We start from the raw sequence: 17,829 nt of genomic DNA, 5'->3' as shown, positions 1-17,829 counted from the left end.
ACACCGGTTCGCTGGAACCGCACCAAGCAGGTACCCCGCAGTCCTAGATTGGAAGGGCAGGCCACAGCCAGGGGGCGTCCATGCGACCGTTCGAAGCTCTGCGATCCGCGATCTCTCTTCGTGTACTGGCGGTGATGCTGCTGGTCGTATCCGTGTGGGCGGTGCTCGGCCCGCAGGCGGCGTCGGCCGAGCCCCGCATCACCAGGGTGGACGTGTATTCGGAGTCGATGGGCCGGTGGGTGGCCAACGACGTCATCTCTCCCGCATCAGGTGCTCCGGCGCCCACCTTCTACCTGCTCACCGGAATCGGCGGCGGGTCGGACGGGATCTCCTGGTTCAACAACACCGGTGTGCGGGACTTCTTCGCCGACAAGCACGTCAACGTGGTAATGCCGATCGGCGGCCAGTACAGCATGTACACCGACTGGGATGCCGACGACCCGGTTCTCGGCCGGAACAAGTGGCAGACGTACCTGACGGCCGAACTCCCCGCCGCCATCGACAGCCGCTTCGCGACCACGGGGGCGAACGCCATCGGCGGGGTGTCGATGGCAGGCGGCGCGGTACTCGACCTCGCCATTCAGGCTCCGGGTTTCTATCGTGCCGTCGGCTCGTACAGCGGGTGTGCCGCGACGAGCGGACTGCTGGGCCAGGCGATGGTGCGGTCGATGGTGGAACTGCGGGGCGGCGGCAATGCGGCCAACATGTGGGGCTCCGCCATGGATCCGCGGTGGCGGGTACACGACCCGATGCTGAATGCCGAACGACTGAGCGGCACAGAATTGTTCGTCTCGAGCGGCAACGGACTTCCCGGCAGTATCGACAACCACGACCCCGTGCTGGTGGTGCCCCAGACGATCGGCGGCAGCGTCGTCGAGATGGTGACCAACGTGTGCGCGGCCGCGTTCCAGTCGCGGCTGCACTCGCTGGGGATTCCCGCCACGTTCGCCTATCTGTCGCAGGGCACGCATTCGTGGGGGCTGTTCGAGACCGAGCTACGGGAGTCCTGGCCCGTCATCGGCAGTGCGATCGGGGCGTGACCCCAGGGAACGCTCCAGGATCGGTCCGATCACCGCGAGGGCTTCCGGTGTGGTCATCCGCAGGTGGTCGCACTCCACCTTGTGTTCGACGATCACGCCGGTGATCGCGGGTTGCCAGACGCTCGGCGACGGCCGTTCGCCTTCCTCCCCGTCGGCGGACTGCGCGGCGCTGAAGAACACCAGGTCGCCGTCGAACACCCGCGGCCGGTATCCGGTGGAGATCTGCTTCGAGTTCTCCAGGCCGGTGCTGATGCGACCGAGGAGGGTCGACGCGAACGCGGGGTCGCGGCCGAAGGATCGTCCGAGCATCTCGACCAGTTGCTCGCGGTACGACGTGCCGGTGTCGCCCTCGCCCTCGAACTCGACACCCAGCCCGTGCAGCCACTCCTCGGCGTTCACCTCGAGGTCACCGAAGTTTTCGCCCTCCGCGACGTAGCTGTCCATCATCGCGAGTGTGCCGACCTCGGCGCCGGACTCACGGAGTTCGACGGCGACGGCCTGGGCGATGACACCGCCGAGGGACCAGCCCAGCAGGTGGTAGGGCCCCTGCGGTTGCACCGCGCGCATCTCGACGACGTATCGGTGGGCGAGCTGTGCCATCGACTCGAACGTCGTTCCGCCGCTGAGGATCGGCAGCTGCAGCCCGTACACCGGACGGTCGGGTGAGACGTACTTCATCAGTCCGGCGTATCCCAATGCGAGTCCGCCCGCCGGGTGCACGCAGAACAGCGCGGGTTGCGCACCGGACGCCCGGAACGGAACGACGACGTTCAGCACGTCGTCCGCCGGCATGCTTCCGAGCGCCGACGGGTCGACGATGCGGCGAGCCAGACCCTCCGGGGTGGGGTTGCGGAAGATCCACTGCAGGACGACGTCGGTGCCGAGCCGGTCGCGGAGCGCGGACGCCACCCGGGTCGCGACGAGCGAGTTCCCGCCCAGTTCGAAGAAGTCGTCGTCGGCTCCGACGCGTTCGATGCAGAGGACGTCGGCGAAGACCTCCGCCACCGCCTCCTCGACCGGGGTGGCGGGTGCCCGGAATTCTCTGGGCGCGAGCACCGGTGCGGGTAGCGCTCGCCGATCGAGCTTGCCGGTGCGGCCGACGGGCAGCCGGTCGAGCACCACCAGCTGGGCGGGCACCATGTACGGGGCGAGGTGGGATCCGGCGTACCGGAGTACCTCGGCGGTGTCGATGCTCGCCCCGGCTTCGGCGGTCACGTATCCCACCAGCCGGTCGCCGGTGCCGCTGTGCACGGTGACCGCCGCGCGGCCGACGCCGTCGCAGCGGGCCAGCACCGATTCGATTTCACCGAGTTCCACCCGCTGGCCCCGGATCTTCACCTGGAAGTCGTTGCGTCCCACATACTCCAGTCTGCCGACCTCGCTCCACCGCACGAGGTCGCCGGTCCGGTACATGCGGGAGCCGGGTTCGCCGAACGGGTTCGCCACGAAGGACGCGGCCGTCAGCGCCGACCGCCGGTGGTAGCCGCGCGCGAGCCCCGGCCCCGCGACGTACAGTTCCCCGATCACCCCCACCGGAACGGGCTGCAACCATGTGTTCACCACGATCACGTCGACGCCCCGCCCCGGGCCTCCCACGTTCACCGGTTCGTCCGGCGACAGCACCTCGCTGATCGTGGTCTGCACCGTCGCCTCGGTGGGTCCGTATCCGTTGAAGACGAATCGTCCCGGGGTCCAGCGGTCGGCCAGTTCGGGTGGGAACCGCTCGCCCGCGACGGCGAGAATCCGCAGGGACGGAACGTCCTCGGGGCGGAGGGTGTCCAGGATCGTGGGTGTGAAGAATGCGTGCGAGACGTGTTCGCTCGCGAGGAGTTCGGCCAGTTCCCGCCCCCCGAGGACCGTCGGTGGCACGACGACCAGCGTCGCGCCGACGGCGAACGCCATCAGCAGTTCGAACAACGACGCGTCGAAGCTCGGCGACGCCAGATGCGACACCCGCGCACCGTGCATGGATGCGAACCGTTCCCGTTCCTCGACTGCGAGATTCGCGAGTCCGCCGTGCGTGAGCACGACCCCCTTCGGTGTTCCCGTCGACCCCGACGTATAGAGCAGGAACGCGGCGTGGTCGACTCTCAGCGGACGCGGACGGTCGGCGTCGGTCACCGGGTCGCTGGAGTACCCGTTCGCCACCTCGGGATCGTCGAGCAGCAGCCACGGCACCACGCCGGGCAACCGGTCACGGTGCACCGTCACCGTCAACCCGAGCACCGCGCCCGAATCCTCGAGCATGCCGCCGGTGCGCGCGGGCGGCAGGGCGGGATCGACCGGCACGTACGCCGCCCCCGATTTCGCGACCGCCCACACCGACAGCACCCATTCGAGCGATCGCGGCACGCCGATCGCGACGAAGGCGTCCGGTCCGGCACCCCGACGGATCAGCGCCCTGGCCAGTCGGTTCGACCGCTCGTCGAGTTCCCGGTACGACACGGTGACGCCTTCGCACGACACTGCGGTCGCCCCCGGTGCGAGCGCAGCGCCCGCGGTGAGGACGTCCGGGAGCGTGCGTTCCGCGGCCGCGGGAAAGCCGCGCATGGGCACGAGTTCGTCCCGTTCGAGGGCGTCGAGGATCTCGAGGTCGCCGACCCTGATCGACGGGTCGGTGACGGCGGTGTCGAGCATCCGGACGAACCGGTCGGCCAGGCCGGCGACGGTTTCGGCGTCGAAAAGGTCGGTGGCGTAGGTGAAACCGGCCGTGATGCCGGCCGGTGTTCCGTCGTCCGTGTACTCCTCGGACAACGTCAGCTGCAGGTCGAACCTGGCGATCGTCGCACCGAGGTCGATGCCCTCGACCTCGACGCCGGGCAGCGAAAGGTCGGGGCGCTCGACATTCTGGAACTCGAGCAGCACCTGGAACAGCGGTGAGTGTGCCGTCGAGCGGGGCGGATCGAGCGCTTCCACGACCTTCTCGAACGGCACCTCCGCGTGGGCGTACGCACCGAGATCGACGTCGCGCACCTGCTCGAGCAGTTCGGAGAACCGGCTCGCGTCGGAGACGACGGTCCGAAGCACCACGGTGTTGACGAACATCCCGACCACGTCGTCGAGGGCGGCCTCGCCGCGCCCGGCGACCGGGGTGCCGACGGCGATGTCCTCGGTACCGGACATCCGCGCGAGGAAGGCGGCCAGGGCGGCGTGCGCGACCATGAACACGGTCGACTGGTGCGTGGACGCCGTCGCCAGCAGCCGGCGGTGCAGAACGGCGTCGATCTCGAATCCGACCCTGCTCCCGTCGGGTGTGCGTTGCATCGACCGCGGGCGGTCGGCGGGCAGGTCCAGGGCGGCGGGGAGGCCGGCCAGCGTGGTGCGCCAGTAGTTCAGTTGTTGCGACACCATCGACTGCGGATCGTCCTCCGATCCGAGGAGCTGACGCTGCCAGAGCGTGAAGTCGGCGTACTGGACCGTGGGCGGGTGCCACTCCGGGGTGTATCCGGCCGCCCGCGCGGTGTACGCCACCATCATGTCGCGGGCGAGCGGGACCATCGACACTCCGTCCGCAACGATGTGGTGGACCACGACCAGCAGCACGCGATCGGTGCCGGAGATCTCGAACACGGCGGCCCGCAACGGGATCTGCGCAGTGACGTCGAACCCCTCCGAGAGCGCCGCCGACAGCCGTTTTCGCAACTCCTCGTCGCTCGGCACCGGTGTGACGGGCAGGTCCGGCACCGAATCAGCAGCCGAGAGGATCACCTGCACCGGTTCTTCGCCGGACATCGGGAATCGGGTGCGGAGCGATTCGTGGCGCTCCACCACATCGGATACCGCGGCCCGCAGTGCGTCGAGGTCGAGTGCGCCGGTGAGCCGGAACGCCATCGCGATGTTGTAGGCGGGCGAAGAGGTGTCGAACTGGTTGAGGAACCACATGCGGGTCTGGGCCAGCGACAGGGGAATGCGCTCGGGGCGCGGCGACGCCCGCAACTCCGGCCGACGCGTCAGCACACCCGCTTTCGCCGCGCGCTCCGCGAACCCCGCCACTGTCGGTGCCTCGAACAGGGCGTGCACGCCGACGTCGACGCCGAGAGCGGCGTCGACCCGTGCGACGACCCGGGTGGCCGACAGCGAGTCTCCGCCCAACCGGAAGAAGTCGTCGTCGGCACCGACGCGGTCGACACCGAGGACGTCGCCGTACACCTCGGCGACAACGGACTCGAACGGGGTTGCCGGAGCGCGGAATCGACGCGCCGGAGCTTCCGGTGCGGGGAGTGCGGCACGATCCAACTTCCCACTCGCCGTCACCGGCAACTCCCCCAACACCACCACCACCGCCGGCACCACACCCCCCGGCAACACCGACCCCGCAAACTCCACCACCACACCCGGATCCACCCACACCCCCACCTCCGGCACCACATACCCCACCAACCCACCACCCTCACCCACCACCACCGCAGCAGCCACCACCCCCGGACACCGCACCAACACCGACTCCACCTCCCCCAACTCCACCCGCTGACCCCGCACCTTCACCTGAAAATCAGCACGCCCCACAAACACCAACGACCCCAACCCATCCCACCGCACCAAATCCCCCGTCCGATACAACCGCGACCCCACCACCCCGAACGGATTCGCCACAAACGACCCCGCCGTCAACCCCGCCCGCCCCAAATACCCCCGCGCCAACCCCGCACCCCCCACATACAACTCCCCCACCACACCCACCGGCACCGGCCGCAACCACCCATCCAGCACCACCACCTCCACACCCACCGCCGGACCCCCCACCGTCACCACACCCCCCGCCACCAACGCACCACTGACCGTCGCCTGCACCGTCACCTCCGTCGGCCCATACGCATCGAACAACTCCCTCCCCGGCGCCCACCGCGCCACCAACTCCGGCCCCAACACCTCCCCCGCCACCACCAACACCCGCACCGACCCCAACGACCCCGACTCCACCGTCGCCAACACCGACGGCGTCACAAAACAATGCGTCACCCCCTCCACCGCCAACCACTCCCCCAACGCCGCACCCCCGAACACCCCCGGCGGCGCCACCACCAACCGCGCCCCCACCGAAAACGCCATCAACCACTCGTACACCGACGCATCAAAACTCGGCGACGCCACATGCGACACCCGACACCCCGACCACAAACCAAACCGAACCCGCACCTCCTCAACCAAATTCGCCAACCCCCCATGCGTCACCACCACCCCCTTCGGACGCCCCGACGACCCCGACGTATACATCACATACGCCGCATCCCCCACCCACAACCGCCGCACCCGATCCCCATCCGACACCCCCACCCCCGACACCCCCACCACCACACCCGGATCATCAACCCGCAACCACTCCACCACCGACGGCAACACCACCCCCGACACCGACAACCCCACCACCGCACCCGAATCCACCAACAACTCCCGCACCCGCACCTCCGGCAACCCCGGATCCACCGGCACAAACGCCGCCCCCGACTTCACCACCGCCCACACCGCCACCACCAACTCCACCGACCGCGGCACCCCCACCCCCACCACCACACCCGGACCCACACCCCGCCCGATCAACACCCGCGCCCACCGATTCGACCACTCATCCAACTCCCCATACGACAACTCCACACCCCCACACGACACCGCCACACCACCCCCACCCAACCCCACACCCCCCGCCAAAATCTCCGGCAACAACCGCACCCCCACACCAGCCCTACCCCGCACCGGCACCAACAACCCCCGCTCCACCACACCCAACACACCCACACGAGCCAACGGCCTATCCGGATCGGAGGCCATCACCTCGAGCACCCGGATGACCCGGCCGGCCATCGCGTCGACGGTGGCCCGGTCGACGAGGTCGGGTCGGTAGTGAAACGTCAAGCGCAGCTGCGTGTCCACCGAGAAGGCGACGCTCAGCGGATAGTGCGTGGCGTCGACGCCGCTCACGTCGACCACCCGGATGCCGGCGAGGTCGGTGTCTTCGGTCAGGCCTCCCCGGTCGATCGGGTACGACTCGAAGACGGTTGCCGTGTCGAACCCGATGTCGGGGCCGGCTGCTCGCTGGATGTCGGCGAGACCGAGGTGGTGGTGGTCGAGGAGGGCTGCCTGTTCCGCTTGTGTCCGGTCGAGCAGCCGGCCGAGCGTTTCCCGGGGGTTCAGCGTGATGCGTGTGGGCACGGTGTTGACGAACAACCCGATCATCGATTCGACACCGGACAGGTGCGGCGACCGTCCGGACACGGTGCTCCCGAACGTCACGTCGTGGCGGGACGTCGCTGCGCCGAGCACGATGCCCCACGCCACCTGCGTCACTGTGTTCAGTGTCGTGTTGCGGGTACGCGCGAGGGCGGTGAGGTCGGCGGTCAGTTCCTCGGACACGGTGAACCGAGCACTCTCGGGAGAAGCCGACAGCGGCCGTCCCCGTGCGTCGGGAAGGAGCAGCGTCGGACCGTCGACGCCGGCGAGCGCGGTCGCCCACGCCACACGCGAGTCCGCAGGGTCCCGGCGATGCAGCCAGGACAGGAAGTCTCGGTAGGGCCGGGGTCGCGGCAACGCCGAAACATCGTCGTCTCCGGCCACATAGAGCGCGAGCAACTCGCGGATCGTCAGCGGCATCGACCATCCGTCGAGGAGGGTGTGATGATTGGTCCACACGAGCCGGGATTCGTGGCTGCCGGTCGTCACGAGCACGAACCGCACCAGTGGTGCCCGGGACGTGTCGAACGGCGTGGCCCGGTCAGCGGTCAGGACCCGGTCCAGTTCGGCGGACCGCGCGGCCTCGGGCAGATCCGTGAGGTCGATCTCACGGAACGGGAGGTCGACGTCCGCGGGTACCACCTGGACGAATGTTCCGTCTCGAGCGGGAACGAACGCCACCCGCAGATTCGCGTGCCGATCCAGCAATGCGGTGGCGGCCCGGCGCATCCGGACCGGGTCGACGGCACCCTTCAGGTGCAGTGCCACCTGGACGGTGTACGCGTCGATCGACGGTTTCGCGAGCAGGGCGTGGAACAGCAATCCGGCCTGCAGGGGTGCGGGCGGCCACACGTCGGTGAGCGCGCCGAAGCGCTCCTCCCACGTGTCGAGGTCGCCCTGGGTCACGTCGACGAGGGGAACGTCCGACGGTGTGAGTCCGCCTGCGTCCCCACTGCGCGCGTGGGACACCAACGCGGACACACACTCCCGCCACCGTGCTGCCAGCCGCTCCACGTCGGCGTGCGCGAGCAGAGTGTCCGGGAAACCGAACCCGACCCGGAGTCGTCCGCCGATCACGATCGCGTTGACCTCGACGGCGGCGGACGCCGGCATGTCGGGGTCCGGCACGTACCGCAGGTCGCCGAACCCGTCGGCGGGACTCCAGCCGACCGCGGTGTCACCGTCCGCCGAATCCGGAACCTGACCGAGATAGTTGAAACTGATCTGCCCCGGTTCCGTTCCCGGCAGGCTGCCCGCGGTGTCCGGGTTCAGGTAGCGGAGCAGTCCGTAACCGATGCCCATGTCGGGGACTTCCCGGAGCTGTTCTTTCACGCGCTTCACGGCGCTGCCGATGTCGTGGCCACCGACGAGTGCGTTGTCGAGGTCGATGCCGCGGAGATCGACGCGCACGGGGAAGACCGTCGTGAACCAGCCGACCGTGCGGGACAGGTCGGCACCGGGCACCACCTGCTGCTCCCGGCCGTGCCCTTCCAGCCGGATCAGCATCGACGTTCCCGGGATCCCCCGCTCCGCTCGCCACCTCGACGCCGCCACCGCCAGCGCCGTCAGCAGGACGTCGAGGACACCCCCGTGATACAGCTCCGGAAGGCGTGTGAGCAGAACGGACGTGTCGTCGCGGGAGGTCTCGACACTCACGTCCTGCAACGCGGTCGCGAGGTCCAGGCCCGGATCGAGGGGGCGTTCGGTGATCAGCGGGTCGGGTCCGGCGACGACGTTCTGCCACCACCCCAGCTCGGCGGCCCTGTCGCTGCGGACGGCTTCTTCGGCCAGCGCGTGCGCCCACCGGCGCATCGACGTCGCCGGTTCCGGGAGGGCCGGTACGCTCCCGGTACTGATCTGGTACCAGGCAGCTGCGAAGTCGGGCAGCAGAATCCGCCACGACACCCCGTCGACCGCGAGGTGGTGCGCCACCACGATCAATCGTCCGGTCCGTGCCGGGTGCCCGGCGGCGGACTCCGGGTCGAGCCAGACGAACTGGACGACCACCCCGTCGGACGGGCGCAATCGCTCCACGGCCGCTTGGTGCTCGGCCGCGATCAGGTCTGCCAGGGTGCCGGGATCGGACCCCGGGTCGACGACGATGCGACGGACCAGTGAGTCGGTGTCGATCTCGGTCGCGGCACGAGTCTCCATCTGCCACTGCCCGTTTGCGTCCTTACAGAGCCGTGACCGCAGCATGTCGTGTCGCGCGAGCACCGCGGTGACGGTCGCGAGGAGCCGGCCCGAGTCGATGCCGCCCGGGAGGTCGAGCAGCACGCTCTGGCTGAACCGCTCGAAGTGCCCGCCGCGCTCGATCAGGTACCGGACCACCGGGGTCGGCGGAAACGTGCCGATGCCGCCGCCCGCGAGTTCGGCGAGCGCAACTGCGGTCTCACCGTCCGTGATCTCCGATTCCGCCGCGAGCGCAGCCACGGTCCGGTGCTCGAACACCTGCTGCGGCGTGAACACCAATCCGCGAGCCTTGGCACGGGACACGAGCCGGATCGACAGGATGCTGTCGCCGCCCAGCGCGAAGAACGACTCGTCCAACCCGACCTGGTCGAGCCCGAGCACTTCGGCGAACACCGACGCGAGTGTGTGTTCCGCCGCTGTTCGCGGCGCGCGGTGGGGTCCGCGCGCCACGACGGGTGCGGGGAGTGCGGCACGATCCAACTTCCCACTCGCCGTCACCGGCAACTCCCCCAACACCACCACCACCGCCGGCACCACACCCCCCGGCAACACCGACCCCGCAAACTCCACCACCACACCCGGATCCACCCACACCCCCACCTCCGGCACCACATACCCCACCAACCCACCACCCTCACCCACCACCACCACCGCAGCAGCCACCACCCCCGGACACCGCACCAACACCGACTCCACCTCCCCCAACTCCACCCGCTGACCCCGCACCTTCACCTGAAAATCAGCACGCCCCACAAACACCAACGACCCCAACCCATCCCACCGCACCAAATCCCCCGTCCGCTACAACCGCGACCCCACCACCCCGAACGGATTCGCCACAAACGACCCCGCCGTCAACCCCGCCCGCCCCAAATACCCCCGCGCCAACCCCGCACCCCCCACATACAACTCCCCCACCACACCCACCGGCACCGGCCGCAACCACCCATCCAGCACCACCACCTCCACACCCACCGCCGGACCCCCCACCGTCACCACACCCCCCGCCACCAACGCACCACTGACCGTCGCCTGCACCGTCACCTCCGTCGGCCCATACGCATCGAACAACTCCCTCCCCGGCGCCCACCGCGCCACCAACTCCGGCCCCAACACCTCCCCCGCCACCACCAACACCCGCACCGACCCCAACGACCCCGACTCCACCGTCGCCAACACCGACGGCGTCACAAAACAATGCGTCACCCCCTCCACCGCCAACCACTCCCCCAACGCCGCACCCCCGAACACCCCCGGCGGCGCCACCACCAACCGCGCCCCCACCGAAAACGCCATCAACCACTCGTACACCGACGCATCAAAACTCGGCGACGCCACATGCGACACCCGACACCCCGACCACAAACCAAACCGAACCCGCACCTCCTCAACCAAATTCGCCAACCCCCCATGCGTCACCACCACCCCCTTCGGACGCCCCGACGACCCCGACGTATACATCACATACGCCGCATCCCCCACCCACAACCGCCGCACCCGATCCCCATCCGACACCCCCACCCCCGACACCCCCACCACCACACCCGGATCATCAACCCGCAACCACTCCACCACCGACGGCAACACCACCCCCGACACCGACAACCCCACCACCGCACCCGAATCCACCAACAACTCCCGCACCCGCACCTCCGGCAACCCCGGATCCACCGGCACAAACGCCGCCCCCGACTTCACCACCGCCCACACCGCCACCACCAACTCCACCGACCGCGGCACCCCCACCCCCACCACCACACCCGGACCCACACCCCGCCCGATCAACACCCGCGCCCACCGATTCGACCACTCATCCAACTCCCCATACGACAACTCCACACCCCCACACGACACCGCCACACCACCCCCACCCAACCCCACACCCCCCGCCAAAATCTCCGGCAACAACCGCACCCCCACACCAGCCCTACCCCGCACCGGCACCAACAACCCCCGCTCCACCACACCCAACACACCCACACGAGCCAACGGCCTATCCGGTGCCCCGACCGCGGTTTCGAGAATGTGGGAGAGGCGCTGCGCGTCGCCGGGGCCGTGCACGTCGACGGTCCAGGAACCGTCCCGGTCGTCGACGTCGACGACCACCCCGTCACCGGCGGAGTCCCACCGCTTCACGACGGTGACGGCACCCGCACCGATGCGCTCGACGCCGAGCGGTTCGCGCATTCCGCCTGCCACAGGCCACGAGTCCACCGGACCATCCGTGGAAGCGAGGAACCGGTGTCTCCGGGATCTCCGGAGTTGCAGACCCACGTGCCGTGTCAGCGCATCGAATGTGAGTTGCGGTGTGAGGGAGAGCCTCACGGGTGTGGTGGACCCGTGCGACCGGTGCCCGATCACCACGTCGTCGACGGCGGTGCGGCTGTGCCAGTACACCGCCAGCGCGGCGAGCAGGACGGCGGCGGGACCGCCACCGCTGCGGCGTGCGAGCCGCACGAGCGCGCCGTCGGCGGGAACGGTGAACGGGCCGAGGTCCTCCTCCTCGGAGACCGGACCGGGCGGGGTCTCGTGTCGCGGCGCTCCGGCGAGCAGGTGCGCCCAGTAGCGGCGGTCGTCCGCCCACGAGTCGCTCTCGCGGTACCGCGCGTCGGAGGTCAGCGGGACGGAGGGCGACACGAACGGCCGGGACTCCGGCGGCGAGGTGGGAACGGATTCCCCCGACTCGTAGGCCTCGGCGGTGCGGCGGACGATCGCCGTCATGCCCGGTTCGTCGTTCACCAATCGGTGATAGCGCTGGAACCACCCGTACCGGCCGTGCGGCAGCCGGAACAGGACGTGCACGTACAGCGGTCCGGTGCCGGGGTCCATCGGGCGGTTCAGCTCCTGGTCGATCCACGTCGTCACGAGTCGGCCGGGGTCGTCGGACGCGGCGGCGTCGAGGACGTCCGAGCCGGTCGCCGGGGCGCCGGTGACCTGCCCGGGTTCCGGGCCGTCGAGCACGAAAGTGCAGTGCAGTCCGGTACATTCGGCCAGAGTCTGCTGCAGCACCCGGCAGAACCGGTCTTCGTCGAGCGGGCCGTCGAGTTCGAGATACTGGCCGAAGGACGCGTCGAGAACACCGGCGCGGAGCACGGCGAGCTGGTCGTAGGTGAGGGGCAGCACCTCACCGGTACTCATGGAATCCTCGCCCGGTCTTACGCCCGAGATGACCGGCCTCGACCAGGGCGACGAGCGACTCGGGCGGGCGGTAGTGGTCGTCGCCGGTCAACTCGCGGAGCGCGGTCATCGTGTCGTGGACGTTGTCCAGGCCGATCAGGTCGGCGGTCCGCAGTGGGCCCATCGGGTGGCCGAGGCAGCCTTCGAACAGCGCATCGGTGGTGTCCGCGTCGGCGATACCGTCGCCGAGCGCGGTCGCCGCCTCCGCGATACACAGCATGAGGACACGGTTCAGCAGGAAGCCGGGTCCGTCGCCGACGACGATGCCGGTCTTGTTCAGTGAGGCGAGAAGCGCCAGCGCACGGTCCAGCGACTGCGGCGACGTCCGCGGCCCCCGCACCACCTCGACAGTGTCCTTGAGCGGCGCGGGGTTCATGAAGTGCAGTCCGACAACCTGTTCCGGTCTCGTGGTACTCGCCGCGAGTCTGTCGACGGGGATGCCGGAGGTGCACGACGCGAGGAGCGCGTCGGGTGCGCAGGCCCGGTCCAGTTCGGCGAAGACCTTCTCCTTGAGGTCGATTCGCTCGGGGACGCATTCGATGACGACGGTGGCGTCGCGCAGGTCGCTCATCTGCCCGGTCCAGTGCACCCGCGCGGTGACCTCGGCGGGTTTCGGACCACCGGCCCGGCCGAGGAGTATCGCCAGCCGCAGCGAGTCGCGCATCCGAGACCGGGCCAGTTCGACGGCCTGCGGGTCGGGGTCGACGACGATCACGTCGTGGCCGGCCTGCGCGAGACATTCGGCCACCCCGGCGCCCATGGTCCCCGCCCCCACCACACCGACGCTCATCGCACTGCCTTCACTCATCGCGCCGCCTCCGTCGAAAAGCCGGTGTCGTCCTGATGCACGTACTCCATCGCCACCTCCTGAGTGGGCAGGTCGGGATGGGCCACGAGTCCGGCCAGCAGCCGCCGGAGGTCGGTGAGCATCGCGGTAGCCGTGCTCCGGTCGAAGAGGTCGGTGGCGTAGTCCAGTTCGAGGGTGAGCGCGGTCGGACCGCGCGTCCACGACAGCCCGAGTTCGACGGGCGACAGGTCTGCCCGTTCGGCACTGTCGTCGCGCTCCCCGTCGCAGCGCACGGGGAAGTGCTGCGCCGCCGTGGCGGCCGCGCGAGGATCCGAGGACAACTCACGGCGTACGGTCTCCACCAGCTCCGGGTAGGTGGGATCTCCCGACAGGTCCGCGACCACGAGCCGCGGTGATGCCCCCGGCCCCGGGGCGGTGCCCACGGCCACCTCGTCCTGCGCCGTGTACCAGGCGAGGAGGGTGAGCCAGGCGGCGAGCAGTTCCGGGTGGCCCGGCCGGCCGTCGAGCGTCACCGTCACCCGTGCGGTCGAGTAGCTCGGCGGTTCCGCGCCGGTCGAGGGCTGCCGGGGCCGGTCGGCCGGGACCAGGGGCGGCGCCACCAGTCGCGACACCGGCGCTGGGGCCGCGTCGGCCAGGAACACGGAAACAGGCTGTGTGCGGGGAGAATCCGCGACACCTTCGAGGATGCGGACGTACTCGGCGCACAGCGCGGCGGCAGTCTGCTCGGTGAACAGTTCCGTGCTGAACTCGAGCCCGGCCGCCATGCCGTCCTCGCCGCCCCGCTCCGTGGTGACGAGGGTGAGATCGAACTTGGCCGTGCCGGACGGCACCCCGCCGAACGCGATGGCCGCGGGATCCTCCTGGTCGAACAGCGTCTCGGTCAGTCCTTGCTGCGACTGCAGCGCCGGCAGCTCCTGGTGGACGTGGCAGACGTCGAACAGTGGTGTCCGGCTCAGGTCCCGGTCGCCGGTCAGTGCGGTGACGACGCGGTCGAACGGGATCTCCTGATGCTCGAGGGCGCCGAGCACGACATCACGCACGCGTGCGCACAGCTCCGCGATGTTCGGGTCCCCGGACAGGTCGGCGCGCAGCGCCACCGTGCTGTTGAAGTACCCGATCATGCCGGACAGTTCCGGCCGGTTACGTCCGGTCGTCGGTGTCCCGACCACGAGGTCGCGCTGGCGGCTGCGGCTCGCCATGAGGAGGTAGAACGCGGAGAGCAGTACCACGAACAGCGACACGGACTCCCTCCGCGCCACGGCCCGCAGGCTCCGGGTCAGGTCCTCGGAGACGGTGAACGTGTGGAACGCGCCGGTGAAGTTCTTCCGCTCCGGACGCGGGAAGTCGGTGGGCAGCCGGAGCAGCGGTACGTCCTCCAGAACGGTTCTCCAGTATTCGAGTTCGGAGTCGAGCTCGGCACTCGCGATGAGTTCCCGCTGCCACAGGGCGTAGTCCCAGTACTCGATGGGGAGCGGTGCGACGTCGGCGCGGCGGCCGGCGCGGCGTGCCGCGTACAGGGCGGGCAGTTCCTGCTCGAAGATCCTGGGCGACCCCCCGTCGTTGACGGAATGGTGGGTGGTGACCTGCAGGACGTGCTCGTCGGGGCCGATCCTGATGAGCAGTGCCCGCACGAGCGGGTCGGTGGCCAGGTCGAACGGTGCCACCGCGGCGTCGTGCACGAGGGCCCGGGCCGCGGCCACCGGATCCGGTTCGCCCGACACGTCGGCGGTGTGGAAGAAGTCGCCGAGGGATTCGCGGATCCGCAGTTCCGGCTCCCCGTCGACCTCGACGTAGTTGGACAGCAGCACCCGGTGCCGTGCGGCGAGGTCGTCCCACATTCCCCGGACGGCGGATTCGTCGATCGGCCCGTGCAATTCGCTGACCATCGGCAGGTTGTAGATGGTCGTCGCGGCGTCGAGTTGATGATGGAACCACATGCGTACCTGACCGAACGACATCACGTGCCGCCCCCGCGGCATGATCGGGGGCAGCCCACCGGACGCGGACGTGCCGTCCGCGAGGAGTGCGGCGAAATCTGCGACCTTCGGCCGCTCGTAGAGGTCGATGAGTTTGGGCCGGACCCCGTATCGGTCCGACACCCGGTCGACGAGTTGCATGCCGATGAGCGAGTTCCCACCGAGGTCGAAATAGTCGTCGTCGGCGCCGACGTCCCTCTCGCTGTGGAGCAACTCGCGCAATGTCGTCTGCAACCAGTCGAGGCTGTCTTCCGGCGCGGCCGTCACCGATCGGGGGCTCGGTTCCGCCGACTTATTGTCCGGTGCGTCGTCCCAGTCGGGTTGGCCCGGGAGGTCGAACCAGCACCGCGAACCGCACATCGGGTGGCCGGGTAGGCGCACTCGCCAGGCCGAGTCGTCACCGCGGTCGACGGCCGCCCAGTCGAGGTCGACTCCGCGCTCGTACAGTCCGGCGAGGAGGTGCGTGACCGCGTCGGACGTGTCCGGCGCACGGAGCATGTCGGCGTCCGCCGTGTCGCGGAGAGCGTCGGCGAGCAGTGCGCCGAGGCGTCCCTCCGGGCTCGGCTCCACGAAGACGACGGGTCCGTCCGCGAGCATTCCCTTCGCGACGGCGACGAGCCGGTCGGTGTCGATCGAGGGATCCGCGGCCGCGGTGGCGATGTCGGCAGCCTCCACCGCCGACAGTGTGTCCCGCAGATACCGGGCCGCGTACCGGGACACGCCGCCGCTGAGGACGGCGTCGACGGTGACTCCCGCGGCCCGGAGTTCCCGGTGGACGGCGATCTGACCGGCAAGGAGGTCCGCCTCGTCGCCGGTGGCCGGAAGCTCCGACGGCAGGGTGCGGCCGCGCAGTGCAGGCGGCATCCGGTCGGGCGACAGCAGCAACGCCACGGCGGGGCGTTGCCGGGTGGTCGGTGCGGAGCCCTCGCCGCGGGCGTCGAGTTCGGCGGCACGGGCGGCGAGCGACTGCGCGAGTTCGGCAATGTTGCGTGCGTGCACCGCCACCCGGTGGTCGTGATGCGGGCGGCCGCGATTGAGGGTGAAGACCACATCGTCGAGGTCGTGCCCGCGCACGGCCGTCGCCAGTTCCGTGCACAGCGTGGCGAGGGCGCCCACGCTCTTCGCCGACACCCCGACCAGTCGACTCGTGGTGCCGGCGCGCGATCCGGTGGCACGCGCGGGCGGTTGTTCGACCACGCAGTGCGCGTTGATGCCGCCGAGGCTGAACGAACTCACCCCCGCCAGCCGGGGTCCGGTCTCGTCGCTCCACGTCCGGGCCTCGGTGACCACCTCGATCCCGTTGCCCGCGAGGTCGACTCCACCGGTGGGTCGTTCGAAGTGCAGCGACGGGTACAACTCGCCGTGCTCGACGGCCAGGATCGCCTTCACGAGGCCGGACACCCCGGCGGCGTGGTCGAGGTGACCGATGTTGGTCTTCACCGAACCGATCGGCAGGACGCCGGGACGGCCCCGGAACGCGGACGTGATCCCTTCGAGTTCGACCGCGTCGCCGAGTGGAGTTCCCGATCCGTGGGCCTCGAGGTACCCGGCAGCGTCCGGGGTGAGACCCGCCTTCTGCCAGGCCCGGGAGATGACGGCCACCTGCGCCCGGGCGCTCGGGGAGCTGATCGTCGCAGACGAATGCCCGCTGGACACCGTCGCGGTGCCGCGGATCACGGCGTGGACCGGGACGCGGTCGGCGCGGGCGCGGGCCACCGTGGTGAGGAGGAGCGCCGCACCGCCCTCCCCGACCGCGGTGCCGTCCGCGTTCGCGTCGAACGCGCGGCAACGCCCGCCGGGTGACATCAGTTCCGCGGATCCCTCCGCCATGTCGGCGCGGAGACCGTTCACCCGCAGACTGACTCCGCCTGCCAGGGCGAAGTCGGCGTCACCCGACCGCAGCTCCCGGCAGGCGTGGTGCACCGCGATCAGCGACCCGTTGCAACCCGAATCGACGGCGTAGCAGGGGCCGGTGAGGCCGAGCTGGTACGCGATCCGGGCCGGCACGGCGAACGGAACGTTGCCCAGTGTGCTCAGCACACCCGGTTCCGCCCACATCGCCGGATACGTCGAGGTGGCGGCGCTGAACACCACCGCCGTCGCGCTGTCACGGAACTCCGCCACCGAGTATCCGGCGTCCTCGACCGCCTGGTACGCGAGGACCAGCGCGAGCCGCTGTTGCGGGTCGATCAGCGACGCTTCCCGTTTCGACAGTGTGAAGAAGGCGTAGTCGAACGTGGAGATGTCCTCGACGAAACCCATCGCGTGGTAGTGCGAGGGAGGTCCCAGCCCGGTCGCCTTCGCCCGTGACCGCGACAGCGGGCGCACCGAATCCCGGCCCGCCGCGAGATTGGCGCGGAACTCCGCCAGGTTCGCGGCCTCGGGGTAGCGCGCGGCGATGCCGACCACGGCGATGTCGTCGTCGCCCGGTGTGGGATGTCGCACGGTCACGGTTGCCTCCTCCCGGCTG

The 17,829-nt window shown here is 69.7% G+C and carries 5 protein-coding genes; 1 reads left to right on the top strand and 4 read right to left on the bottom strand.

Annotation, left to right across the window (positions count from 1 at the left end; translation table 11 throughout):
- The first annotated feature begins 80 nt into the window (after positions 1–80).
- Positions 81–1,040, top strand: coding sequence for an alpha/beta hydrolase (locus tag GO592_RS03550; RefSeq protein WP_007301293.1), 960 nt, complete (start codon positions 81–83; stop codon positions 1,038–1,040).
- On the opposite strand, the gene GO592_RS03545 is transcribed toward GO592_RS03550, so the two are convergent.
- The 4 genes from GO592_RS03545 to GO592_RS03535 form a co-directional block, all read right to left on the bottom strand.
- Positions 996–10,130 carry an amino acid adenylation domain-containing protein gene (locus tag GO592_RS03545; RefSeq protein WP_237737186.1) on the bottom strand — a complete coding sequence of 3,045 codons (9,135 nt, stop codon included), beginning with the start codon at positions 10,128–10,130 and terminating at the stop codon, positions 996–998. The two genes, GO592_RS03550 and GO592_RS03545, sit on opposite strands and share 45 nt — an antisense overlap.
- A gap of 69 nt (positions 10,131–10,199) precedes the next feature.
- Complete coding sequence (locus tag GO592_RS44035) at positions 10,200–12,536, bottom strand: AMP-binding protein (protein ID WP_237737185.1); 2,337 nt, start codon at positions 12,534–12,536, stop codon at positions 10,200–10,202.
- Positions 12,523–13,383: a 3-hydroxyacyl-CoA dehydrogenase family protein gene (locus tag GO592_RS03540; protein ID WP_039950767.1), complete on the bottom strand. Its 861-nt coding sequence runs from the start codon at positions 13,381–13,383 to the stop codon at positions 12,523–12,525. Before GO592_RS03540 ends, GO592_RS44035 begins: the two co-directional genes overlap by 14 nt.
- On the bottom strand, positions 13,380–17,810 hold the full coding sequence (locus GO592_RS03535) for a condensation domain-containing protein (RefSeq protein WP_007296428.1): 4,431 nt from the start codon (positions 17,808–17,810) through the stop codon (positions 13,380–13,382). The genes GO592_RS03540 and GO592_RS03535 overlap by 4 nt, the downstream gene beginning before the upstream one ends.
- Between the last annotated feature and the right edge of the window lie 19 nt (positions 17,811–17,829).

This window comes from Rhodococcus sp. 21391, assembly GCF_016772255.1.
Classification (GTDB): Bacteria; Actinomycetota; Actinomycetes; order Mycobacteriales; family Mycobacteriaceae; genus Rhodococcus_F; species Rhodococcus_F opacus.
This window is presented reverse-complemented; position numbering and strand designations above follow the sequence as displayed.

What these genes read in the sequence shown, in the direction of transcription:
- GO592_RS03550 (WP_007301293.1), top strand. Translation starts at nt 81, where the DNA reads ATGCGACCGTTCGAAGCTCTGCGATCCGCGATCTCTCTTCGTGTACTG.
- GO592_RS44035 (WP_237737185.1), bottom strand. Translation starts at nt 12,536, where the DNA reads ATGAGTACCGGTGAGGTGCTGCCCCTCACCTACGACCAGCTCGCCGTG.
- GO592_RS03540 (WP_039950767.1), bottom strand. Translation starts at nt 13,383, where the DNA reads ATGAGTGAAGGCAGTGCGATGAGCGTCGGTGTGGTGGGGGCGGGGACC.